The organism is Pilosibacter sp. NGB245, from assembly GCF_057397225.1.
Window position 1 is genome coordinate 813,970 of record NZ_CM171584.1, and the last position, 20,221, is coordinate 834,190.

Sequence of the window (20,221 nt, forward strand, 5' to 3'; positions counted from 1 at the left end):
CTTAAAGAAGAGAGACCGGATGATCCGGTCTCTCTTCTCCATTTTAAGATAACGCGTTAAACCATTCAGTTGCCTGGGCTCCTCGCGTTGCATCCTGCTGAGAATTCTTTGGTTTTTCATAGCAATGCAAGAACGCACAAGCAAGGTCGTAAGGCGTTTGTGTTGACTTAGTAAACTGTTGGAACGTAAGAGGATACTGTGGGGACTTAGGCGTATACTGTATCTCATTGGGATCGGTTGTAGTTACCTCAAATAAAATACGCTTTAACTGAGTATCCATGTCGAGCGGATACAGATTATTCTTAGCAGCCCAATCGTATAATTTTGTTGCTTTTGTCCACTGAGTTAAGCCAACCCCCAAATTCATATTGCCTGCGTCACCATCCTGCCAACGGCCGGGACTGATTGTGCTCTCAGACTGCATATTTCCAAGCATACCGCAAACAGCATTCTTTGTCCACCCTTTAGCTCTCAGGTAATTCAAAATATACTGAGCATTTACTTTCATCTGGCTTTCAGTTTGATAGTCATTACGGGCATAGACTTTATCGGCCGATGGAGCAGCTCCTGAGTATGCATTTTCTGTGGCATAGTTCTCAACAACTCTGTATTTATTGCGGTCAGGTGTTTTTGTAGTATATTCGGGCATGTAGACACCATCATCATCTACCCAGTAATAATTTACGCCATCTGCTGCTTTAATATAGCAGTAAACAAACAGATAAGCGTCTTTTCCAAAGCAGTAATCCTTCCCGCCAATGGTTCTCCAAGTGGCAGACGGATATCCGTAATTTTTTTCTACATACCACCAGCTATTATTGTTATTGTTATCTTTTACCCAACCCTCAACATACTTACCACTAATCCAGCCGTCACTGATATGAAACCAGGGATCTCCGCTGATCAAGGCGCGTTCGGTTGCCTGAACTACTTCACCGGCTTTCACCGATTTAACAAAGTCATACAGCTGTGGGCCTGAGCGAACATTAAGGCTATCCGCTCGAACTGTTAACTTTGCACTTGCATTAATCTTATACCAAGTTGCCATTTTTATTTCCTCCTAATTTGTTTTTGCTTTGTACGCGTACATCTGGTAATAAGGGGAAAATTAAGAAAATGGAAACTGACACACAAAAAATCCTTTAAATCTTGAAAATGAGATTTAAAGGATTTTGCATCAGATCATTTATTTATGAAAAACTCAAGCGTACTGCCAAAGTCAATGAAACGTAAAGGTTCTGTACCATCTGTTTTAAGTTCTGGGCAGGCAGATATTCCTAAATCTGAGCAAATATTGACTACCAAGTCAGATAATTTTTGCTTGAAGAGACAAATAAGTTATGATGCTATAACTTTAAGTATTATATTAACAACTGAAATTTTGTCATTATTTTGTCACTGGTGCAATAAACTAAATGGTTTTATAATAATAAAAAATGAGAGGATGAGATAAAATGAAGAAATTATTAATTGTATCTTTAGGAGTTTGTATGCTTGGAACTGCATGTTCGAGAGATACGAATCGGATCGAGGAAAACACCTTACAACAGTCTCAGGAACAATCAGTAATACTCCAAACGGAAACAGAAGAATTTGATATTCCCGCTACAAAAGAATCGAGTTTAGAACAAGAGGTTCTTTTAGCATTAGAAGAACCATCTGAAACAGCGGGTTTATCAGAAGCGGAGTATATGGAAGAACCAACTGAAGCATCAGAAGAAAGAATAGAACAGTTATTGAAACAGGCAGAAACTGATGCAGATCAAGACCGTTATTATATTGTGGAAGCAATCGATAACGAGGAAGCAAACAAAAGGGATACAGATGCAAAATTATTTATAAAGGAACAATATCCGGATTACTTTTCCAGCACAGAGCTGCTGGAAAGAGGAATAAAATATGGACATTATGAGGAGACAATCTATTCAGAATTTGCCGATAAAAATAACGGATATGGAAAATACTACCAGATGGGAAAAATTTTATCTGATACAACACAGAGGATTTACATGGGAACATCCAGTTTAGATGATGACGATGTTATGGAGCAGTTAACTCAGTTGGAAGAACTGCTTCGGTTCTTTTATAGAGATTATTACGGAAATAATAGCAAAAAATAGATTTATGTAGTTTCTGTTTTGAGCAAAAGCTCCTTATTAGTTGATGTAACCGGTTATAAAAATAACATATCGATGAAAGGAGCTTTTATTATGTCATTAATTGATACTATTATTAGCAAAGCATTAGAATTTGAAGGAGTTAGTGAATCGCCGCCTGGAAGTAATAATGTTATTTTTAATACAGATTATTATGGAGAGGAAGTTGAAGGAGAGGCATATCCATGGTGCGTTACTTTTTTGTGGGATGTCTTCCGGATGTGTAATGCCTCCTCTGTATTTTGCGATGGTCAAAAGACCGCATCTACAGAATTTGTTTATTCTCATTACAACGATGGGCGCCTGTTTTCACAGGGACAGGCAGGCGATATTGTCTTGATTAAGACATCCAGCGCAGCAAGCAACCGTAATGTAAATCATGCTGGTCTGGTAATTAAGCGTAATAACGATGGCTCTTATGATACGGTTGAGGGGAACACAGGCGGGAATATTGCAGATGGCGGTGCGGTTATGCGCAGAACGCGTAGCATGAATGGAAGCGGTTATAAAATTGTTGCCTTTGCACGTCCGACTTATGGGGCAATCGAACCGATGGAAGAGATTGCAATCTCTGCGAAATTGACCGTACAGGGAACGAATGTAAATGTCAGAACCTCTCCCAACACTAATGCATCCATTGTAAAAAAGTTAAATACTGGTGCGGAGATTCAGGCATCCAGCCGTGTATTGATTAACGGAGATCCTTGGTTCCATTTCAGCGATGGATGGATCAGCGGCAATTATGTTCAGGGCTGGGTAAAGGACTATAACGATAACAATAGATGGTGGTATGTTGAGAAAGGTTACATATATCCAAAAAGCGAATGGAAAACCATTGCTGGAAAGGATTATTGTTTCGGCCCGGATGGTTATCTGTTTGTGGAGTGTTATATTAAGTCTGAAGTCAATAGTAATTACTATTGGGTAGATGATGACGGAGTGTATATGAGCCAGTATGACACAACAACACCTGACCGCAAATACCGGGTTGTGGAGAATTATAAGACCGAAAATGCCTATCAGGGATATAGCGGTTACGTGTTTAGCCATTGAAGAAATATAATACCATTTGGTCCGTTGTTTCGATATGTGAATTAATTCGGTAAAAAGAGAAAGGCACTTCCAGTGAACTGAAAGTGTCTTTCTTTTGCAGCATGAAACTTTCTAAGTTTTTTTAATAAGAACTGGTATTAGAGATGGTAATAGATTTTAGATGGCAAAGATGAAATTTGCTATGGTGGCGATTTGAAAGTGACATCAGATGATTTTGGCGATATTACCACATATTCAACTACCATTTATATCAATGGAAGTGAAAAAGAACCTTTGCTTTCTAATAGTGTTGATGACCAGACAGGTGGGACAATAGATTTATCTGGAAATATTGGAAAAATTTATGGTGACATTCTCAAAGATAGAGATGCTGATAAGTTGACGGATAATTTGTGGTTTGAATTGAAAACAACCAATTTGAGAGGAGAAGAAAACACTTATCAAGTGCAATTAGAGACAACTGAAATCACAAAGGAAGTCAAATAGTAACTTCTAAGTTCCAACTTGTCATTCTGAAAATTTAACTGAATAACCACAGCACAAACCGCTGCTACATGGAAGCTAACAAACCATGCAACAGCGGTTTTTCTTTACCGTTTTTTCCTCTGGCTGATTGACGTCCCCATTTTCTTTGATTTTTTAAGAATCCGAATGAGCCAGCGAAATTCTTCGTCTGACAGATTTTTATAGTTGATACCAAGCTGCTTGCAGTAAAGGACAACGAGCTTTTCATCCCGGCTGCCCTTGAAGTTTTCGGCCGCTTCCAGATTTTCTTTCAATTCATCGGCAACGGTGGTCTGGGGCGCACTCTCACTGTCTTTTTTGTGAGCTTCCCGAATATCCCGGATAATAAGGTTGAGGTCATCCAGCACCATGTGGCTGAAATATTCATCATCGCTGATATGGGCGGCTTGCAACACTTTCAAATGGGGGTCATCTTCGCCGGGGCGATACCGTTCAATGATTTCATGCCGGACGGTATCGACAAGGGCGTTGAGGTTCTGAATCTGCATGGTGGCAATCCCATCCACATAAATCTCAATGTCCGCAAGAAACTTGATAAAGTCCTTATGCGTGGCAAGTTCGCACAGCAGACGGTTGTTAATCCGACCGCTTTTCAGAAGTGCTACCATCTCATCACTCAAATGCAGCTCCCTTAATGGCGTGTTGATCTCCGCCCGGTTCTCTGTCCGGCAAAAGAGATAATCGAGGGACACCCCATAAAAATCTGCCAGCGTGATAAGGTTTCCATGATTGATTTCCTTATAGTCATCTTTTTCATAACTGCCAAGAGCCGATTTTGAAATACCCGTTTGCTCTGCCAGTTCTTCCAGTTTTAATCCTTTGTTTAATCGTAAATCTTTTAGCCGTTCCTGTATTGTAGTAGCTCCGTTCATTGAAGCAGTTCCCCCTTTCTAACGACATTTATACCCGTTGAATTGATTATATCATATCAATTCCGCAATCGTGGAAATTTCTGATTTTTACCCCTAATTCCTACTTTGTGGACATACGGCACAGGGCACAAAAATGTTCTATGATACAGGTAGTTCATCGATGGATTATTCCAATCGAATGACCAGCCTGTGTGGGATATGCTTCCCCGGCGATGTAGTGCCATGACTTTTGGCAGGGATATGGAGGAACCCTGACCAAAACGAGCGTACCAACGGGAGCGATACGCCGCTGTGAGATTCAGGGGAGGAACGACACCGGGGAGAACTGGCGAACTGACACCGAAATGATACCGAAACACGACAATCTGATAGGGGGATAGTCTACCCTATCGTTGATACTTCGGGAGATTTTAGGCGGTTCTATGGCTGTAATTTTGCCAAAAATCGCCCCGAAACCATACACAAAAACGGGAGGGAGCGCAATATGCCGAGAATGAGCAAAAAGAGAAAGCATGAGCTTTCCTTTTACCTCAATGACCGGGGGCGTGTCACTTACAACGAATTATGCCGGAAATGCCAGCATGGGTGCAGGCAGAGCTTCTGGGCGGTTGTGATTAACTGCCCCCGTTATTTATCCAAACGAGCAAAGAAAAAGGAGGAACACACCGAATGAATTTTGAATTTATGACGATAGACACACCATTGCCGCTCTGTATGCCCTTTCCCAGAGCGTTAACAGGATTTCCAGTCAGCAGCACCGCAAAGGTTATGTACTGCCGGATGCTGGACGCTATGCTATCCAAAGGGCAGGAGGACGAGAACGGAATCCTGTTTGTCTGCTTCCCTGTCACAGCCCTTGCCGCAGTCCTGTCCCGCAGCTCTATGACGGTCAAGCGTTCTTTGAATGAACTGGAAACCGCCGGACTTATCATGCGGGTGCGTCAGGGCGTGGGAGAACCAAACCGGATTTATGTGCTGATACCGGGAAAGGAGGACGCTGCCCTTGCCTGATACCTCAAAGCTGGAAAAGCTCAACCGGGAGCTGGAGAAAAGCGAAAAGAAACTGCGGAAAGCCATCAATGATGAAAAGGCATTGCAGCACCAGTTGAAGCAGCTTACCCGAAAGGAACGGACGCACCGGCTCTGCACTCGTGGCGGTATGCTGGAAAGTTTTCTGCAAGAGCCGGAACGCCTGACCGATGATGATGTTATGCTGTTGTTGAAGCTCATTTTTCACAGACAGGACACGCAGGAATTATTGAAAAAACTGCTGGAACGGGAGAAGCCGGAAACCCCTTAGTTTACTAAGGGCGCAATTATACACCACCTAAAGGTTGGTGCATTGCGTTCTCCGAAGGCTCCTCGCCGGAGGGCTGTGATTTTCCGCAGTCATGGTCTGCTCCAAATCATACAGGAGACGCTACGCTTCCCCTGCGCTGGCTGCCGCCAGCTACCCTTTTGTGGACTTGCCATCTGGGGACACCTTGCGTTGCAAGCTGTTCCCAGCCGACAAGTTTCATAAAATATGCTATCTTTTCGATAGGCAGTGAAGTATAATGAAGTAAGCAATAAATCGGGAATTTGTGGTTAAGGCTTAAACGGGAGGTTTATATGAAAAAATATCAATGTCCTTGTTGTGGATATTTTACCTACAATGTTCCGGCAAATGAAGATTGTGGGTATATTTGTCCTATTTGTTTTTGGGAGAATGACCCATTCATTACTTCTGATAGTGAACCAAGTGACTCAAATCATGGAATAACGCTAAAAGAAGCGAAATCCAATTTCTCAAAATTTGGTGCTTGTGAAAAAGAAATGTTATGTTATGTCCGACCACCAAGAGATGATGAAAAAGAAATTTCATAGTAGTGTGTAAAGGAGAATCAAATGAAGCATAAAAAGTTTTTGTTAATTGCACTGATATGTTTAATCGGTATAGGTATTAGCTTTCTTTTGTTTTCTGCTCATAGACCATTCAAAGATTTAGAGGCAGCAGATATTACTTCGGCAAGTGTTCGGTTATCGCCACCTGATACAACAATTCAGATAGTAGAAACAGAGGAATTAGTATCATATCTCAATGAGGTAGTTATTTACAATAAGGACAACTCATATACAGAATATGCCGGACAAGCAGTTATTTTCACTCTGTCTTTGGCAGATGGTTCTCAAGTGGAGATTATAGCATACAATCCATTTATTATAATTGACGGTATTGGTTATAAATGCAAATATGAACCTTGTGAAGCTCTTAATCATTATGCTAATGAGCTAATGACAAGAGAACCATAATTTTTAAGTGTACCATCTACCCATCGGGTCAACTTGTCCCGAACTTTTACAACTAAATATCCGCCGCCCTCACAGCGGCACACCGAGCAGGAAATCTGAAAAAAGGTCTCCTGCTTTTTTTCTGCCCAAAATGAGGTGGTAAAACGCCACCCCATCCACCAACTACCGAAAGGAGGGACACGAAATGCCCTGTCCACACAACGAAATCACGATTGTTCAGCGCAGCCAGCGGCAGTCTGCGGTTGCCGCCGCTGCTTACCAAAGCGGCGAAAAGCTGTTCTGTGAATACGACCAGCAAGTGAAGCACTACCCGGAAAAGCGTGGCATCGTCCACAATGAAATCCTGCTCCCGGCAAATGCCCCGCCGGAGTATGCAGACCGCAATACCTTATGGAATGCCGCCGAAGCGGTGGAGAAGCAATGGAACTCCCAGCTTGCAAGGCGGTGGGTGCTTACCATCCCCAGAGAGATACCGCCCGACCAGTACGCTGTCCTTGTCCGGGAGTTTTGCCAGCAGCAGTTTGTTTCCAAAGGCATGATTGCTGATTTTGCAATCCATGACCCCCATCCGCCGGGACACAATCCCCACGCCCATGTCCTGCTGACTATGAGAGCAATGGACGAACATGGAAAATGGCTTCCCAAGAGCCGCAAGGTTTATGACCTTGATGAAAGCGGAGAACGGATAAAACTTCCGTCCGGCAGGTGGAAAAGCCACAAGGAGGATACGGTTGACTGGAACGACCAGAAGTATTGTGAAATCTGGCGGCATGAATGGGAGGTCATCCAGAACCGCTATCTGGAAGCCAATGACCGCCCGGAGCGTGTGGACTTGCGTTCCTATGCCAGACAGGGGCTTGATATAGTCCCCACTGTCCATGAGGGGGCTGCTGTCCGGCAGATGGAAAAGCGTGGTATCCAGACGAATATCGGCTGAACAGGGAAATCAGAGCTGCCAACAGCTTAATGCAGTCCATCCGGCAGCTTATCCATAACCTCAAAGGCTGGATTACCGAGCTGGGCGAAAAACGGAAAGAACTGCTTGCACAAAAGGCGGCGGAGGAAGCGACACTTCTTCCCAATCTGCTGATGAAGTATATGGCGATACGAAAGGAAGAACGGAAGGACTGGACAAGGGCTGGACAGAACCGGGGGACTTCACAGGACTTAAAGGCAGTCAGCGAAGCCCTGTCCTATCTCCGGCAAAAGGGGCTTTCCACTGTGGAGGACTTAGAAGTATTTCTGGAATCTTCCGGGAAATCAGCCGCAGATTACCGCAGTCAGATGAAGCCAAAGGAAGCCCGCAGCAAAGTGATTGACGGGATTCTTGCCAGCCGGACAGACTGCAAGGAATGTAAGCCTGTTTATGAAAAGTACCAGAAAATATTTTTCAAGAAAACAAAGGAGAATTTCAAACAGGAACACCCGGAGGTTGCCCGGTATGAGAAAGCCGCCGCCTACCTTGACAAGCACCCGGGCGATAAGGACAGCACTCAAAAGGAACTGCAACAGGAGCAGGAAACACTTCTGGAAGAAATCGCAGAGCTGAAAGTACCGCTTAGTGAGTTGCAGGAGGATTTGAAGAAGCTGCGGGACATCCGCTACTGGGTACGGAAAGCCACCCCCGGCACAGAAGAAAGCAAAGAGCCGCCCAAGAAGCAGCCCCTCAAAGAAGTCTTGCAGGATAAGGCGGACGAGAAAAAAGCACAAAGAACTGCCCCGGTGCAGACAAAACACAAACAACAGGATATGGAACTTTAACAGGCACTTGCCATTTTCAGATTGAGAATGTCAGGTGCTTTTCTTTTTTTCAAGGAGGGATAGATTTGAATGTATTTGAAGCTGTGAAGCAGTCCGTCACAACCAGGCAGGCTGCGGAGCATTATGGAATCCGTGTAGGCCGGAACGGGATGGCTTGTTGCCCGTTCCATAACGATAAAACCCCAAGCATGAAGCTGGATCGGCGTTACCACTGCTTCGGCTGCGGTGCGGATGGGGATGTGATTGATTTTGCCGCCGCCCTGTATGGGCTGGGAAAGAAAGAAGCCGCCGTACAGCTGGCACAGGACTTCGGGCTTTCCTATGAGGACTGGAAACCGCCGGGGAAGGTGAAAAAGCCCAAGCCCCGGCAGAAATCCCAGGAGGAACAGTTTCAGGAAGCAAAGAGCCGCTGCTTCCGTATTCTTGCCGATTATCTTCACTTGCTTCGGGCATGGAGAAAGGATTATGCCCCGCACTCCCCGGAGGAAGCCTTTCATCCACGGTTTGTGGAAGCCTTACAGAAGCAAGACCAAGTAGAATATCTGCTGGATGTGCTGCTCTTTGGGGAGACAGAGGAAAAAGCAGCTTTGATTACGGACTACGGAAAGGATGTGATACAGCTTGAAAAGCGAATGGCAGAGCTTGCCGCCGCAAACGCAGCAAGAACTAAAAAACACCATGAACGCCATGCAGCCGCCCCAGAGCATTGAGGAAATCAAGGCGGGGCTGGAAACTACCGAGAAAGGCGGTGTCCGTCAGAGCATACGGAACTGCCTGACCGTATTCCAGCGTGACCCTCTGCTTTCCGGGGCTATCGCATACAACATCCTAACTGACCGCAAGGACATCATAAAGCCCATCGGCTTCCACAGAGAAAGCACCGCCTTAAACGATACGGATATGAAGTATCTGCTTCTCTATCTGGAAGAAACCTATGGGCTTACCAATGAGAAAAAGATTGATAACGCCATCGGGATTGTGGCGAATGAAAACAAGTACCATCCCATCCGGGACTACCTAAGTGCCCTTGTGTGGGACGGGACAGAACGAATCCGTTTCTGTCTGCGGCACTTTCTGGGGACTGACGCAGACGATTACACCTATGAAGCGTTGAAGCTGTTCCTGCTGGGTGCAATCTCACGAGCCTTTCAGCCGGGGTGTAAGTTTGAAATCATGCTCTGTCTGGTAGGCGGTCAGGGGGCTGGCAAGTCCACCTTCTTCCGTCTGCTGGCAGTCCGGGACGAGTGGTTCTCCGATGATTTGCGGAAGCTGGACGATGACAATGTGTACCGCAAGCTGCAAGGTCACTGGATTATCGAAATGTCGGAAATGATGGCAACCGCCAACGCCAAGAGCATTGAGGAAATCAAGTCATTTTTAAGCCGGCAGAAAGAAGTTTACAAGATACCCTATGAAACCCACCCGGCAGACCGCCCCCGTCAGTGCGTGTTTGGCGGCACTTCCAATGCCCTTGACTTCCTGCCCCTTGACCGTTCCGGCAACCGCCGCTTTATCCCCGTCATGGTGTACCCGGAGCAAGCCGAGGTTCACATTTTGGAGGACGAAGCTGCTTCCAGAGCCTATATCGAGCAGATGTGGGCAGAAGCTATGGAGATTTACCGAAGCGGCAGGTTCAAGCTGGCTTTCAGCCCCACCATGCAGCGGTATCTCAAAGAACACCAGCGGGATTTTATGCCGGAGGACACCAAAGCCGGAATGATACAGGCGTATCTTGATAAGTACACCGGGAGCATGGTCTGTTCCAAGCAGCTTTACAAGGAAGCCTTGAACCATACCTTTGACGAGCCGAAGCAATGGGAAATCCGGGAAATCAACGAGATTATGAACCAGTGCATTACCGGCTGGCGGTACTTCCCGAACCCAAGAATGTTTTCCGAATATGGCAGACAAAAGGGCTGGGAGCGTGAAAACCCGGCAACGGACTCCGGCAACCCGTCTGAAAAAACGATGGATGGTTTTGTGGAGGTCACAGAACAGATGGAGCTTCCATTCTGAAAATGACCGCCCGTTGCACCCCCTGTTGCTATCCCGTTGCCGAGCCGGTTGCCGGGGAAAACCCCTTATTTCCGGGCTTTTCTCCCTTATAACAACCAAAACAACAGAAAAATAAAAGAAAAGTATAAATAGTAACCATCGCCAGATTGAGATTGTTTGCAAGGTCTTTTGAAGCCCGTTGCCGGACTTCGTTGCCGACACCCTCTGTCTGGCTATTTTCATGTATGGAGGATAACTGCCTATGGCGAATAATAAGATGAATATTGAAGGAAAAAATTACTCGGATGTTCCGGTGTGGCGTAGATATACGCTTACCATTGAGGAAGCAGCCAGATATTATCATATCGGCGAAGGAAAATTGAGAACGCTTATTGACACACATCCCAATGAGGATTTTTATGTGATGAACGGCAATCGTGCCCTCATTAAGCGTGAGAAATTTGAGAGGTATCTGGATCAGGCTACTGCTGTGTAAACAGAGCTGACAGATTTACCGATTTCACATGATATAACTATGCGGAGAGCTGGATTTGTGCTATGATAAGAGCGCAAGTCTGGCTCTCTTTTTTGAAAGGAGAGTTCACGATGAGTGAGAAAAGACGAGATAACCGTAATCGGATTTTGCGAGAGGGCGAGTACCAGCGTAAAGATGGGAGGTATCGGTTCCGCTATATTGATGAGGACGGAAAAGAGAAAAATGTATACAGTTGGCGTTTGGACAAGAATGACCCAATGCCAAAAGGGAAGAAGCGGGAGCCTTCCCTGCGTGAGAAAGAAAAACAGATTGAAGCGGATTTGTTTGACCGTATCGTAACAAACGGCGGCAACTATACTGTTTTGGAACTGGTAGAAAAATATGTTTCATTGAAAACAGGAGTTCGTCACAATACGGTTGCCGGATATAAAACGGTCATCAATATGCTGAAAAAAGAGAGTTTTGGGAATCTGCGAATTGATAAGGTGCGTTTGTCAGATGCAAAGGCATGGTTGATTAAGCTCCAGCAGATTGATGGACGGGGATACAGTTCCATTCATTCTATCCGGGGAGTTCTAAGACCGGCATTTCAGATGGCAGTCGATGATGACCTGCTTCGTAAAAATCCATTTGAATTTGAGCTTGCATCTGTCATTGTCAATGATTCTGTTACCAGAGAAGCGATTACCCGAAAGCAGCAGAGAGATTTGCTGAAGTTTATTCAGGAAGATAAGCATTTCAGCAGATACTATGATGCAATCTATATTCTTTTTCACACAGGGCTTCGTATCTCAGAGTTCTGTGGGCTGACAGTTTCAGAAATTGAGTATGGAGAAATGCGTATCAAGGTAGACCATCAGCTACAGCGTACTGCACAGATGCAGTATGTGATCGAAGAACCGAAAACAGACAAAGGTATTCGATATGTACCGATGACAGAAGCTGTTGCAGCGTGTTTTCGCAGAATCATTGCCAACCGAAAGACGCCAAAGGTTGAGCCGATGGTGGAAGGATATGCCGGATTTTTGTTTCTGGATAAAAACGATATGCCGATGGTTGCCCTTCATTGGGAGAAGTATCTGGAGCATATCATTCAGAAATACAATAAAATTTACCGTATCCAGATGCCGAAAGTTACCCCTCATGTATGCAGGCACACCTTTTGCTCTAATATGGCAAAATCCGGGATGAATCCAAAAACCTTGCAGTATATCATGGGTCACGCAGACATCAGTGTAACCTTGAACACTTACACCCATGTAAATTTTGATGATGCAAAGGAAGAAGTATATCGGATAGCGAATAGTTAAAAAAGCCCGTTGGTAAGGACGCTTGCTTTACCAACGGATTTACCAAGATTGCAGGGAAAAACATAAGAAAATACGAGAAGATTTGAGAAGATACCTTAAAAAGAAAGGAAAATTCAAAAGTCGGAAAACCCTGAAATATCAAGTGTTTGAGAAGAAATACAAGACTTAAATGGAGATATAAAAAGATGATAAAAATACTTTTTATTTGCCTCGGCAACATCTGCCGAAGCCCACTCGCCGAGTTCTACTTTAAAGACCTCGTAGCAAAACACAACCTTTCCGCTGAATTTTATATCGAATCCGCGGCGACCTCCTATGAGGAGACCGGAAACCCGGTACATCCCGGAACGAGAAAGAAGCTGGCAGCGGCAGGCATCTCCTGCGCGGGGAAGACTGCGAGATGTATGGAGAGGGAGGATTACCGGAAATTCGATTATCTGATCGGGATGGATCAGGCAAATATCCGGAATATAACACAGATCGCGGGCGGTGATCCGGAGAAGAAGATCTATAAGTTGCTGGAATTTGCCGGAGATGGCTGGAAGGAGCTTAAAGCAGGAAAGCGGAACCTGGACAAGGTGCCGGATGTGGCGGATCCGTGGTATACGGGGAATTTTGATGATACCTGGCGGGATGTGACGGCCGGGTGTGAGGGATTATTAAAGTTTTTGGATTAGTTATTGAAACGGGTTTTCATCTGCAAAATCCTGTTGTGGTGCATGGGAAAGGAGTGACCATGTACTGTAACTCGATGAGAGGCAGAATGGTGTACTCGATATGGAAAACGATAAAGGATGGTATAGTGTAGCCAGCTGTTAGTATGTAGATCAGACTCTGCGGAACAGCTAATCGTGAATCGTAATAAGAAAGGAAAAACATATGGTAAAAAAGATCATTCATGACCCCATGTTCCTCAGGCAGAAGTCTGTGGACGCGACCGAAGCCGATAAGCAGGTGGTGACAGACCTTCTAGACACCCTGCGGGCGAATCTGGACCGGTGTGTCGGGATGGCGGCGAATATGATCGGGGTGAAGAAGAATATTATTGTTGTGGCAGTGGGACCGTTTCAGTTTGCAATGATCAATCCGGTGATCACGAAGAAGAGTGGACCGTATGAGACGGAAGAGGGATGTCTGTCGCTGAGCGGTGTGAGACCATGCACGAGGTACCAGGAGATCGAGGTGGATTACCTGGATCAGAATTTTGTCAAGAGGCATGGAAAATATTCCGAATGGACAGCGCAGATCATCCAGCATGAAATAGATCACTGCAATGGAATCCTCATATAAATATATAATCGAGAAAGAACCTGGCGGCTGCCAGGTTCTTGTTTTCCCTCACTTACTTCTCAACATCCGGATCCGTCGGATCCCAGTTCTGCTCAGCCGGGATCTTTTCTGCCGCCGGGCGCTCAAACGGGGCGGCGAGGTTGTCGCCAACGGTGACGACTGTTCCGGATGCGCAGTGATCGTAGATCCATTTGCAGTCAGCTACGGTCATGCGGATGCAGCCGTGGGATGCAGGTTCCCCGAGTTTGTTGTATTCCTCTGCCGGAATATTATAGATGCTGGTGGTCTTTCCAGGAACGCTGTGGAAAAGAATGCTGGTATTTCCGAGTCTTGTGCAGTACTGTCCGTAAGTGGATTCTACCAGAGCATGCCAGCGGTACTTGTTCGTGAGCTTGAAGGTTCCGACCGGAGTCGGAGTGCTTGCTTTTCCCGGGGAGCAGATAAAGGTGCGGTATGGGATAATGTAACCGTTGTCTCCATCCGGTGCATATACGGTAACCTGGCAGCGGGAGCGGTCAACAGTGATCCGGAAGGACGGTGCGGCGAGAATTCCTTCAAGATCCTGGATCAGTGAGCAGGAAGTTTCGTCAAAATAAAATTTGTATCCATCGATATACTGCCAGCCCTTGACGGCATATCCGTCGGAATCAAAGTAGTACCAGTTGTTGTTTGCATTCTGCCAGCCATTTTTCGTGAGCTCACCGCTCTCATTCCGGTAGATCAGACCGTCAGCCGTCTCATGAATCCCGGTCGTAAGGTCCTCCGGCGGAGTCTCCCGCTGTTTCACCATGCCGTTTACAGTCCAGCGGCCATCGGAATCGACCTGGAAGCCGTCCGGAGTTCTTGTTCCGGCCAGCAGCTGGCCTTTTTTATCAAAGTAGTAGCATTCTTCCATGCCGTCCTGGTCGGAATCGATCCAGTACCAGCCGTCTGCGGCGTAGGAGCCGTCTCCGAGATCGTATTTCCACTGGTTCGGCCCTCCCTGATTGGACCATGTTCCTGCATAGGAGGCCAACGGGTTGATGAGCAGTGCTGCGAAGGCTGCGCCGAGGCAGGTGCGGAGTGTATATTTTGTTTTCTGATTCATAATGAGGTTCTCCTGAAGGTAAAAATAAAATTCTTTTTCACATGAATATAGCTGCCTCGCGTTCCACACAGAGGAACCGAAACAGCTTCGCTTTTTATTCTAAGTATATCACTGGAAAAAATCAATCCTTTTTCTGAAAATCCTGCTACATGGACTTCACGCAGTCCCCAATCGTTCGAAAATCTTTACTTTTCGAAAAAAATGACTATAATAAAATATCAGGGCTCAAAATCCGGGGATCCGATATCGGTTTACAGATGCCGGATCCCTGAATTCCCAGCCTCGATAAAACATGAATAAGCAGCCATTTTTATTAACAAAATGGTAACAGTTACGCAAAGTGAGCGGATTATGAATGTTCTGCAAAATGCAGTTCATCAGATAAAAGACAGCGGGTAAGATTCAGGACCCGCACAACAAGACATCAAAGGAAGTGAACTACAATGAATATCGTAGACAAATTCGGAAATATCGTGGGAACAGAGGCCATGAAGGATCCGGAGAAAGCACGGCGACTCCTCCTCACCGGTTACCGCATGCAGGAGAAAAAGCTGCAGCTTTTCCCGGACCGCGCACTGCCGGAATCCGGACAGTATGTGGCGAAGATCGTTATGAAGAACATCATTGAAGCGCTTGCAAAACCGGAGCAGGCGGCGATGGTCAGCATTTTTGTCCCGGGCGAGCTCGTGGCGGCAGCAGGCCTTACCCCGTACTCGGTGGAGGCACTGTCCTGCTTTATCGCCGGAACGAAATGTGAGCAGGCATTTTTGAGAAGAACGGAGGAAGAGGGATTCCCCGAGACCATGTGCTCCTACCACAGGGTGTTCCTCGGAGCGGCGCTCAGCGGACTTCTCCCGAAACCGAAATGCACGGTCTACACGAACCTTGCGTGTGACGGCAACATGATGACATTTCCGTATCTGAAAGATAACTTCGGATGCGAGGGCTTTTATATCGATGTTCCGTATGAGAAAAATGAGGACTCCGTAAAATATGTTGCGGACCAGCTGAGAAAGCTGAAGGGATTCCTGGAGGAAGTGACAGGAAAGAAGATCACGGAGGAAGCAGTCGCAAAGGCGGTCGCGAACAGCAGGAAGGCATCTGAAAACTATCGGGCGCAGCTTGCCCTGAGAAAGGACCACGATCCTGTCACATCCCTGACGAATGAATTGTATGCACTCTTCATGTGCCATCTGATGGCCGGATCGGAAGAGGCAGTGAAATACACGAAACTTCTCCTTGAGGATGTGAAGAAAGCCCCGAAGGGCGAAGGACTCCATGTTCTCTGGATGCACATCATGCCGTTTTTGCAGGAGCCGGTGAAGGAAGTATTCAACTACAATCAGAAGATGCACATCCGCGCCTGCGATTTCATCGCCGATGGATTCCAGGAGATGCATCATGAGGATCCGTACGAGGCGATGGCGGAGAAGATGGTAAACTGCATCTATAACGGGAATGTGAACCAGAGGATCGAGGCCGCAAAGAACCTCGCAAAGGAGACGGATGTGGACGGCGCGATCCTGTTTGCCCATTGGGGATGCAAGGGAACGATCGGCGCGTCGAGCTTGATCAAGAGCTCCCTGGAGAAAGACGGACTGCCGACCATGATCCTCGACGGGGACGGATGCAATCCGGCCAACACCAGCGACGGTCAGGTTTCAACGAGACTTCAGGCATTCATTGAAATGCTGGAGAAGGCGAAAAGTGAGTAATCGATTCTGAATGAAACACACATTTGACAAGATCAGACAAGCAGCGAAAGAGGATTGCGAACATCCTTTGACTTGCAAAAACGAATTGATTACAAAAAGGAGAAAATTTCATGATACATTATGTCTGTAAATACACCCCGATCGAGCTGTTTGCGGGCTTCGGGGAAACATGCGCGGTCCTGGAGGAGATGCCGGAGAACTTCGAGATGTCGGACCAGATCGCCCATGCAAATCTCTGCGGATTCGGAAAATCCGTGATCCAGGCAGTTCTGCAGGGAAAAGCGGATGAGCTTGTCATGGTGAACTGCTGTGACTCCATGCGCCGCGTGTACGATATCGTTGCGAGCACAGGAAAATGCAAATTTCTGTATATGCTGGATCTCCCGCATGACGACAATGAGTGCGAGAAGGAAAAGTTTGCGGCAGCGATCCGCCGCCTGAAAGAGGCGTATGAGAAGTATTCCGGGAAAACATTTGATAAAGCTGCATTTTTCCATTCTTTCGCGAAACTTCGCACAGAGACGAAACCATATATCGGCGTTCTCGGCGTGCGTGTCAGCGGTGTCCTGGAAGACATGATCCGGGAAAACATCCGGATGGATGTGGATAACCTCACCTGTACCGGAGGAAGACGGTTGACAGTGACTTCGGAGGAACTGGAAAAGATGGATGAGGACGCGATGTTCCTCGCCTATGCGGACGGACTTTTGGGGCAGATGCCGTGCTTCCGCATGAACCAGAGTTCAAGGAGAACAGCTCTCTATCTGGACCCGAATTTAAAGGGGATCATTTATCACACGATCAAATTCTGCGATTACTATGGATTTGAGTACGCGAGCATCAAGAAAAACATCAAAGTCCCGCTTTTGAAGATCGAGACGGACTTTACGAGCCAGAGTGCCGGACAGCTTCTGACGAGGATCCAGGCATTCTCGGAGACGATCGAAGGTTCGGAGGACATGGACCCGGGAAAAGGAATCAGCGAGGAGGCAAGAGAGAAGATGGCATCAGGAGTTTATTATGTAGCGGGAATTGACAGCGGATCCACAAGTACCGATGTTGTGATCCTGGATCAGGACGGAAAGATCAAGTCCACGATGATCATCCCGACCGGCGGCGGAGCGACCATGAGCGCGGAGAAGAGCCTGGAGCTGGCCGTGGAGAAAGCGGGAATTAAAAAGGAAGAGATCGTCCGCATTGATACGACAGGATACGGACGTGCCTACATCGACAGTGGTGACGACAGCATCACGGAGATCACCTGCCATGCGAAAGGCGCCCATTATCTGAATCCGAATGTCCGCACTGTCATCGACATCGGCGGACAGGACATCAAGGCGATCAGCATCGATGAGAACGGCGCGGTCAAGAACTTCCTGATGAACGATAAATGTGCGGCCGGAACGGGACGTTTCCTGGAGATGATGGCGAGAACACTGGGACTTTCCCTGGAGGAGATGAGCACGAGAGGTCTGAAATGGAAGAACAATGTGGTGATCTCCAGTATGTGTACCGTGTTCGCAGAGTCGGAGGTCGTATCGCTCGTGGCACAGAATAAAGATGTGGCAGATATCATTCACGGTCTGAATGTGTCCGTTGCTTCCAAGGTCGGCGCGCTGGCGGCCCGCCTCGGACAGAACAATCCTGGCGAGTACATGATGACCGGCGGCGTTGCGCAGAACCAGGGAATCGTTGAGGCGCTGGAGGAGAAACTCGGCGCGAAACTCTATATCTGCGATGAGGCGCAGCTCTGCGGAGCACTCGGTGCGGCATTGTTTGCGTACGAGAAGTGCCAGGCTGCGAAGTAAGGAAAAAGAGTAAAAAATCCGTCATTCCGTCATGAAAACTAATTTCATGGCAGAATGGCGGATTTTGTCTCAGCCAGATAAGCTTTTTGTGGGAGTAGCTGCAAGCGCATCTCAGATGTAATTTATGAATGTGATAAATGGTCTGTGCGGATGCTTGTCCCCCGGAACAATGGATTTATCATTGGAATGTAATTCTTTTACCCGATCTTCTTATCTTCCTGAACCGGCTCGCATGTAACATCGATGCCGAGTTTCTTAAAGATATTTTTATCAACATTGGAGAGCATAACGGTCGTGTGGACCTGGCAGCCGCGGAGTTTCGGGAGCTGCTCTAACGCGATCCGGGCGTTGTCATCAGTAGCGGCACAGGTGGAGAGTGCGATCAGCACCTCGTCAGTGTGCAGTCTCGGGTTGACGCTGCCGAGATAGCGGACCTTTAACTCCTGGATCGGAGCGATGGACTCCGGGGAGATCAGGTCGATGGAGTGGTCGATCCCGCCGAGTTCTTTCACAGCGTTTAAGAGAACAGCTGCGGAAGCACCGAGGAGTTCCTTTGTCTTTCCGAGAACGATCTTTCCGTTCGGAAGCTCCATTGCAGCTGCCGGAGCGCCGGTTTTCTTCGCAAGTTCGATGGCAGCCGGAACAACCGGGCGGTCATTCGGGGAGATCTTTGCCTGCTTCATGATGAGCTCGATCTTGTATGCTTCGTTCTGGCAGGAATCGTCTTTTACGACTTTTTCAAGCGCCTGGTAGTAGCGGCGGATGATCTCCTGGCAGGAAGCTTCCCGGCACGCATCATCATCAAAGATGCAGAGTCCGGCCATGTTGACCCCCATATCGGTCGGGGACTTGTACGGGCATTCGCCGAAGATCCCTTCAAAGATCGCGCTCAGCACCGGATAGATCTCAACGTCACGGTTGTAGTTGACGGTAGTCTTTCCGTAAGCTTCCAGATGGAACGGATCGATCATGTTTACGTCGTTTAAGTCAGCGGTAGCGGCCTCGTAAGCTAAGTTTACCGGATGCTTTAACGGGAGGTTCCAGATCGGGAAAGTCTCGAATTTTGCGTATCCGGCCTTTACGCCGCGTTTGTTTTCATGGTAGAGCTGGGAAAGGCAGGTTGCCATCTTTCCGCTTCCCGGTCCCGGAGCTGTGACAACGACGAGCGGACGTGTTGTCTCGACATAATCGTTCTTTCCGTAACCTTCATCGCTGACGATGAGCGGGATATTGCTCGGGTAGCCGTCAATCTCGTAGTGGCGGTAAACCTTAAGACCGAGCTTTTCCAGTTTGTGTTTGAACTGCTGGATCGCCGGTGTGTCAACGTAGCGGGTGATCACGACGCTGCTGACATAGAGTCCGCGGTCGGTGAATACTCGGATCAGGCGCAGCACGTCGAGGTCGTATGTAATGCCCAGATCGTAGCGCACTTTGTTCTTTGTGATATCAGCGGCGTTGATCGCGATGACGATCTCCGCCTGGTCAGCGAGCTGCATCAGCATGCGGAGTTTGCTGTCCGGTTCAAAACCCGGAAGCACGCGGGATGCATGGTAATCATCATACAGCTTGCCGCCGAACTCCAGATATAATTTATCGCCGAATTTGCTGATTCTCTCACGGATATGGTCAGACTGCATGGCGAGGTATTTATCGTTGTCGAAACCCTGCTTAATCATTTGTTCTCTTCTCCTCTTAATCATGATAAATGAAAAGATCCGGTTCAGGGCATTCCTGAAAGACATCCGGGCGGACAAAGCCGTCATGGGGTGGACGTCTGGATCGGTTTCATATTGTTTTATTGTACCCGTCTATCTATTATCCACCAAAAACATCATTTTGAACAGTAGTTTTTTAATTTTTC

Annotated in this window: 21 protein-coding genes and 1 pseudogene; 17 read left to right on the forward strand and 5 right to left on the reverse strand. The window is 47.0% G+C overall.

What is annotated here, in order from left to right; all coding sequences use genetic code 11:
• Positions 1-43: 43 nt before the first annotated feature.
• On the reverse strand, positions 44-1,048 hold the full coding sequence (locus tag ACXMYH_RS03585; RefSeq protein ID WP_015552609.1) for a phage tail tip lysozyme: 1,005 nt from the start codon (positions 1,046-1,048) through the stop codon (positions 44-46).
• 406 nt (positions 1,049-1,454) lie between these two features.
• Between ACXMYH_RS03585 and ACXMYH_RS03590 the strand changes: the two genes are divergently transcribed.
• From ACXMYH_RS03590 to ACXMYH_RS03600, 3 genes are all read left to right on the forward strand, one after another.
• Positions 1,455-2,120 carry a hypothetical protein gene (locus ACXMYH_RS03590; RefSeq protein ID WP_147324968.1) on the forward strand — a complete coding sequence of 222 codons (666 nt, stop codon included), beginning with the start codon at positions 1,455-1,457 and terminating at the stop codon, positions 2,118-2,120.
• Between the two features lie 90 nt (positions 2,121-2,210).
• Positions 2,211-3,209, forward strand: a complete 999-nt coding sequence (locus tag ACXMYH_RS03595) for a CHAP domain-containing protein (protein ID WP_015552608.1) — start codon at positions 2,211-2,213, stop codon at positions 3,207-3,209.
• A 192-nt stretch (positions 3,210-3,401) separates the two neighbouring features.
• Positions 3,402-3,695 (forward strand): hypothetical protein, encoded by a 294-nt coding sequence (locus ACXMYH_RS03600; RefSeq protein WP_329752357.1) that lies wholly within the window; start codon positions 3,402-3,404, stop codon positions 3,693-3,695.
• A 104-nt stretch (positions 3,696-3,799) separates the two neighbouring features.
• Here ACXMYH_RS03600 and ACXMYH_RS03605 read toward each other — a convergent pair whose 3' ends face one another.
• Positions 3,800-4,606 carry a helix-turn-helix domain-containing protein gene (locus ACXMYH_RS03605; protein WP_486555549.1) on the reverse strand — a complete coding sequence of 269 codons (807 nt, stop codon included), beginning with the start codon at positions 4,604-4,606 and terminating at the stop codon, positions 3,800-3,802.
• Positions 4,607-5,090: 484 nt separating this feature from the next.
• On the opposite strand from ACXMYH_RS03605, the gene ACXMYH_RS03610 reads away from it, so the two are divergent.
• The 8 genes and pseudogenes from ACXMYH_RS03610 (at position 5,091) to ACXMYH_RS03645 (ending at position 10,675) form a co-directional block, all read left to right on the forward strand.
• On the forward strand, positions 5,091-5,279 hold the full coding sequence (locus tag ACXMYH_RS03610; protein ID WP_486555550.1) for a hypothetical protein: 189 nt from the start codon (positions 5,091-5,093) through the stop codon (positions 5,277-5,279).
• Entirely contained in the window at positions 5,276-5,617 is a 342-nt protein-coding gene (locus tag ACXMYH_RS03615; protein WP_003533392.1) for a DeoR family transcriptional regulator, read from the forward strand. The genes ACXMYH_RS03610 and ACXMYH_RS03615 overlap by 4 nt, the downstream gene beginning before the upstream one ends.
• Positions 5,610-5,906: a DUF3847 domain-containing protein gene (locus tag ACXMYH_RS03620; RefSeq protein WP_002594808.1), complete on the forward strand. Its 297-nt coding sequence runs from the start codon at positions 5,610-5,612 to the stop codon at positions 5,904-5,906. Before ACXMYH_RS03615 ends, ACXMYH_RS03620 begins: the two co-directional genes overlap by 8 nt.
• Before the next feature lie 311 nt (positions 5,907-6,217).
• A complete protein-coding gene (locus ACXMYH_RS03625; protein ID WP_003533390.1) occupies positions 6,218-6,472 on the forward strand; it encodes a CPCC family cysteine-rich protein in 255 nt (84 codons plus the stop codon).
• Positions 6,473-6,493: 21 nt separating this feature from the next.
• Positions 6,494-6,898, forward strand: coding sequence for a hypothetical protein (locus ACXMYH_RS03630; RefSeq protein ID WP_002594806.1), 405 nt, complete (start codon positions 6,494-6,496; stop codon positions 6,896-6,898).
• Positions 6,899-7,082: 184 nt separating this feature from the next.
• Positions 7,083-8,659 (forward strand): annotated as a pseudogene (gene mobQ / locus ACXMYH_RS03635) (MobQ family relaxase).
• A 65-nt stretch (positions 8,660-8,724) separates the two neighbouring features.
• A complete protein-coding gene (locus ACXMYH_RS03640) occupies positions 8,725-9,369 on the forward strand; it encodes a CHC2 zinc finger domain-containing protein (RefSeq protein WP_099323100.1) in 645 nt (214 codons plus the stop codon).
• A complete protein-coding gene (locus ACXMYH_RS03645) occupies positions 9,338-10,675 on the forward strand; it encodes a virulence-associated E family protein (RefSeq protein WP_486555551.1) in 1,338 nt (445 codons plus the stop codon). The genes ACXMYH_RS03640 and ACXMYH_RS03645 overlap by 32 nt, the downstream gene beginning before the upstream one ends.
• A gap of 28 nt (positions 10,676-10,703) precedes the next feature.
• Here the strand turns inward: ACXMYH_RS03645 and ACXMYH_RS03650 are convergent, their stop codons facing one another.
• Entirely contained in the window at positions 10,704-10,937 is a 234-nt protein-coding gene (locus ACXMYH_RS03650; protein WP_319638255.1) for a tweety protein, read from the reverse strand.
• On the opposite strand from ACXMYH_RS03650, the gene ACXMYH_RS03655 reads away from it, so the two are divergent.
• From ACXMYH_RS03655 to ACXMYH_RS03670, 4 genes are all read left to right on the forward strand, one after another.
• On the forward strand, positions 10,917-11,150 hold the full coding sequence (locus ACXMYH_RS03655) for an excisionase (RefSeq protein WP_004612442.1): 234 nt from the start codon (positions 10,917-10,919) through the stop codon (positions 11,148-11,150). The two genes, ACXMYH_RS03650 and ACXMYH_RS03655, sit on opposite strands and share 21 nt — an antisense overlap.
• 110 nt (positions 11,151-11,260) lie before the next feature.
• Positions 11,261-12,460: a site-specific integrase gene (locus ACXMYH_RS03660; RefSeq protein WP_015552607.1), complete on the forward strand. Its 1,200-nt coding sequence runs from the start codon at positions 11,261-11,263 to the stop codon at positions 12,458-12,460.
• A gap of 185 nt (positions 12,461-12,645) precedes the next feature.
• Positions 12,646-13,137: a low molecular weight protein-tyrosine-phosphatase gene (locus ACXMYH_RS03665; RefSeq protein ID WP_486555552.1), complete on the forward strand. Its 492-nt coding sequence runs from the start codon at positions 12,646-12,648 to the stop codon at positions 13,135-13,137.
• A gap of 202 nt (positions 13,138-13,339) precedes the next feature.
• Positions 13,340-13,750, forward strand: coding sequence for a peptide deformylase (locus tag ACXMYH_RS03670; RefSeq protein WP_118298932.1), 411 nt, complete (start codon positions 13,340-13,342; stop codon positions 13,748-13,750).
• A 52-nt stretch (positions 13,751-13,802) separates the two neighbouring features.
• Here ACXMYH_RS03670 and ACXMYH_RS03675 read toward each other — a convergent pair whose 3' ends face one another.
• The gene (locus ACXMYH_RS03675; protein ID WP_486555553.1) at positions 13,803-14,837 is read right to left on the reverse strand and encodes a L,D-transpeptidase; all 1,035 of its coding nucleotides are present in this window, start codon (positions 14,835-14,837) and stop codon (positions 13,803-13,805) included.
• 443 nt (positions 14,838-15,280) lie between these two features.
• Here ACXMYH_RS03675 and ACXMYH_RS03680 point away from each other — a divergent pair, with 443 nt between their 5' ends.
• Together ACXMYH_RS03680 and ACXMYH_RS03685 are read left to right on the forward strand one after the other, a co-directional pair.
• Positions 15,281-16,552 (forward strand): 2-hydroxyacyl-CoA dehydratase subunit D, encoded by a 1,272-nt coding sequence (locus ACXMYH_RS03680; RefSeq protein ID WP_486555554.1) that lies wholly within the window; start codon positions 15,281-15,283, stop codon positions 16,550-16,552.
• A gap of 110 nt (positions 16,553-16,662) precedes the next feature.
• Positions 16,663-18,360, forward strand: coding sequence for an acyl-CoA dehydratase activase (locus tag ACXMYH_RS03685; RefSeq protein WP_486555555.1), 1,698 nt, complete (start codon positions 16,663-16,665; stop codon positions 18,358-18,360).
• A 197-nt stretch (positions 18,361-18,557) separates the two neighbouring features.
• Here ACXMYH_RS03685 and ACXMYH_RS03690 read toward each other — a convergent pair whose 3' ends face one another.
• The gene (locus tag ACXMYH_RS03690; protein ID WP_252197570.1) at positions 18,558-20,036 is read right to left on the reverse strand and encodes a DUF1846 domain-containing protein; all 1,479 of its coding nucleotides are present in this window, start codon (positions 20,034-20,036) and stop codon (positions 18,558-18,560) included.
• Positions 20,037-20,221 lie beyond the last annotated feature (185 nt).

What these genes read in the sequence shown, in the direction of transcription:
- ACXMYH_RS03585 (WP_015552609.1), bottom strand. Translation starts at nt 1,048, where the DNA reads ATGGCAACTTGGTATAAGATTAATGCAAGTGCAAAGTTAACAGTTCGA.
- ACXMYH_RS03590 (WP_147324968.1), top strand. Translation starts at nt 1,455, where the DNA reads ATGAAGAAATTATTAATTGTATCTTTAGGAGTTTGTATGCTTGGAACT.
- ACXMYH_RS03595 (WP_015552608.1), top strand. Translation starts at nt 2,211, where the DNA reads ATGTCATTAATTGATACTATTATTAGCAAAGCATTAGAATTTGAAGGA.
- ACXMYH_RS03605 (WP_486555549.1), bottom strand. Translation starts at nt 4,606, where the DNA reads ATGAACGGAGCTACTACAATACAGGAACGGCTAAAAGATTTACGATTA.
- ACXMYH_RS03610 (WP_486555550.1), top strand. Translation starts at nt 5,091, where the DNA reads ATGCCGAGAATGAGCAAAAAGAGAAAGCATGAGCTTTCCTTTTACCTC.
- ACXMYH_RS03615 (WP_003533392.1), top strand. Translation starts at nt 5,276, where the DNA reads ATGAATTTTGAATTTATGACGATAGACACACCATTGCCGCTCTGTATG.
- ACXMYH_RS03625 (WP_003533390.1), top strand. Translation starts at nt 6,218, where the DNA reads ATGAAAAAATATCAATGTCCTTGTTGTGGATATTTTACCTACAATGTT.
- ACXMYH_RS03630 (WP_002594806.1), top strand. Translation starts at nt 6,494, where the DNA reads ATGAAGCATAAAAAGTTTTTGTTAATTGCACTGATATGTTTAATCGGT.
- ACXMYH_RS03645 (WP_486555551.1), top strand. Translation starts at nt 9,338, where the DNA reads ATGAACGCCATGCAGCCGCCCCAGAGCATTGAGGAAATCAAGGCGGGG.
- ACXMYH_RS03655 (WP_004612442.1), top strand. Translation starts at nt 10,917, where the DNA reads ATGGCGAATAATAAGATGAATATTGAAGGAAAAAATTACTCGGATGTT.
- ACXMYH_RS03660 (WP_015552607.1), top strand. Translation starts at nt 11,261, where the DNA reads ATGAGTGAGAAAAGACGAGATAACCGTAATCGGATTTTGCGAGAGGGC.
- ACXMYH_RS03665 (WP_486555552.1), top strand. Translation starts at nt 12,646, where the DNA reads ATGATAAAAATACTTTTTATTTGCCTCGGCAACATCTGCCGAAGCCCA.
- ACXMYH_RS03670 (WP_118298932.1), top strand. Translation starts at nt 13,340, where the DNA reads ATGGTAAAAAAGATCATTCATGACCCCATGTTCCTCAGGCAGAAGTCT.
- ACXMYH_RS03675 (WP_486555553.1), bottom strand. Translation starts at nt 14,837, where the DNA reads ATGAATCAGAAAACAAAATATACACTCCGCACCTGCCTCGGCGCAGCC.
- ACXMYH_RS03680 (WP_486555554.1), top strand. Translation starts at nt 15,281, where the DNA reads ATGAATATCGTAGACAAATTCGGAAATATCGTGGGAACAGAGGCCATG.
- ACXMYH_RS03685 (WP_486555555.1), top strand. Translation starts at nt 16,663, where the DNA reads ATGATACATTATGTCTGTAAATACACCCCGATCGAGCTGTTTGCGGGC.
- ACXMYH_RS03690 (WP_252197570.1), bottom strand. Translation starts at nt 20,036, where the DNA reads ATGATTAAGCAGGGTTTCGACAACGATAAATACCTCGCCATGCAGTCT.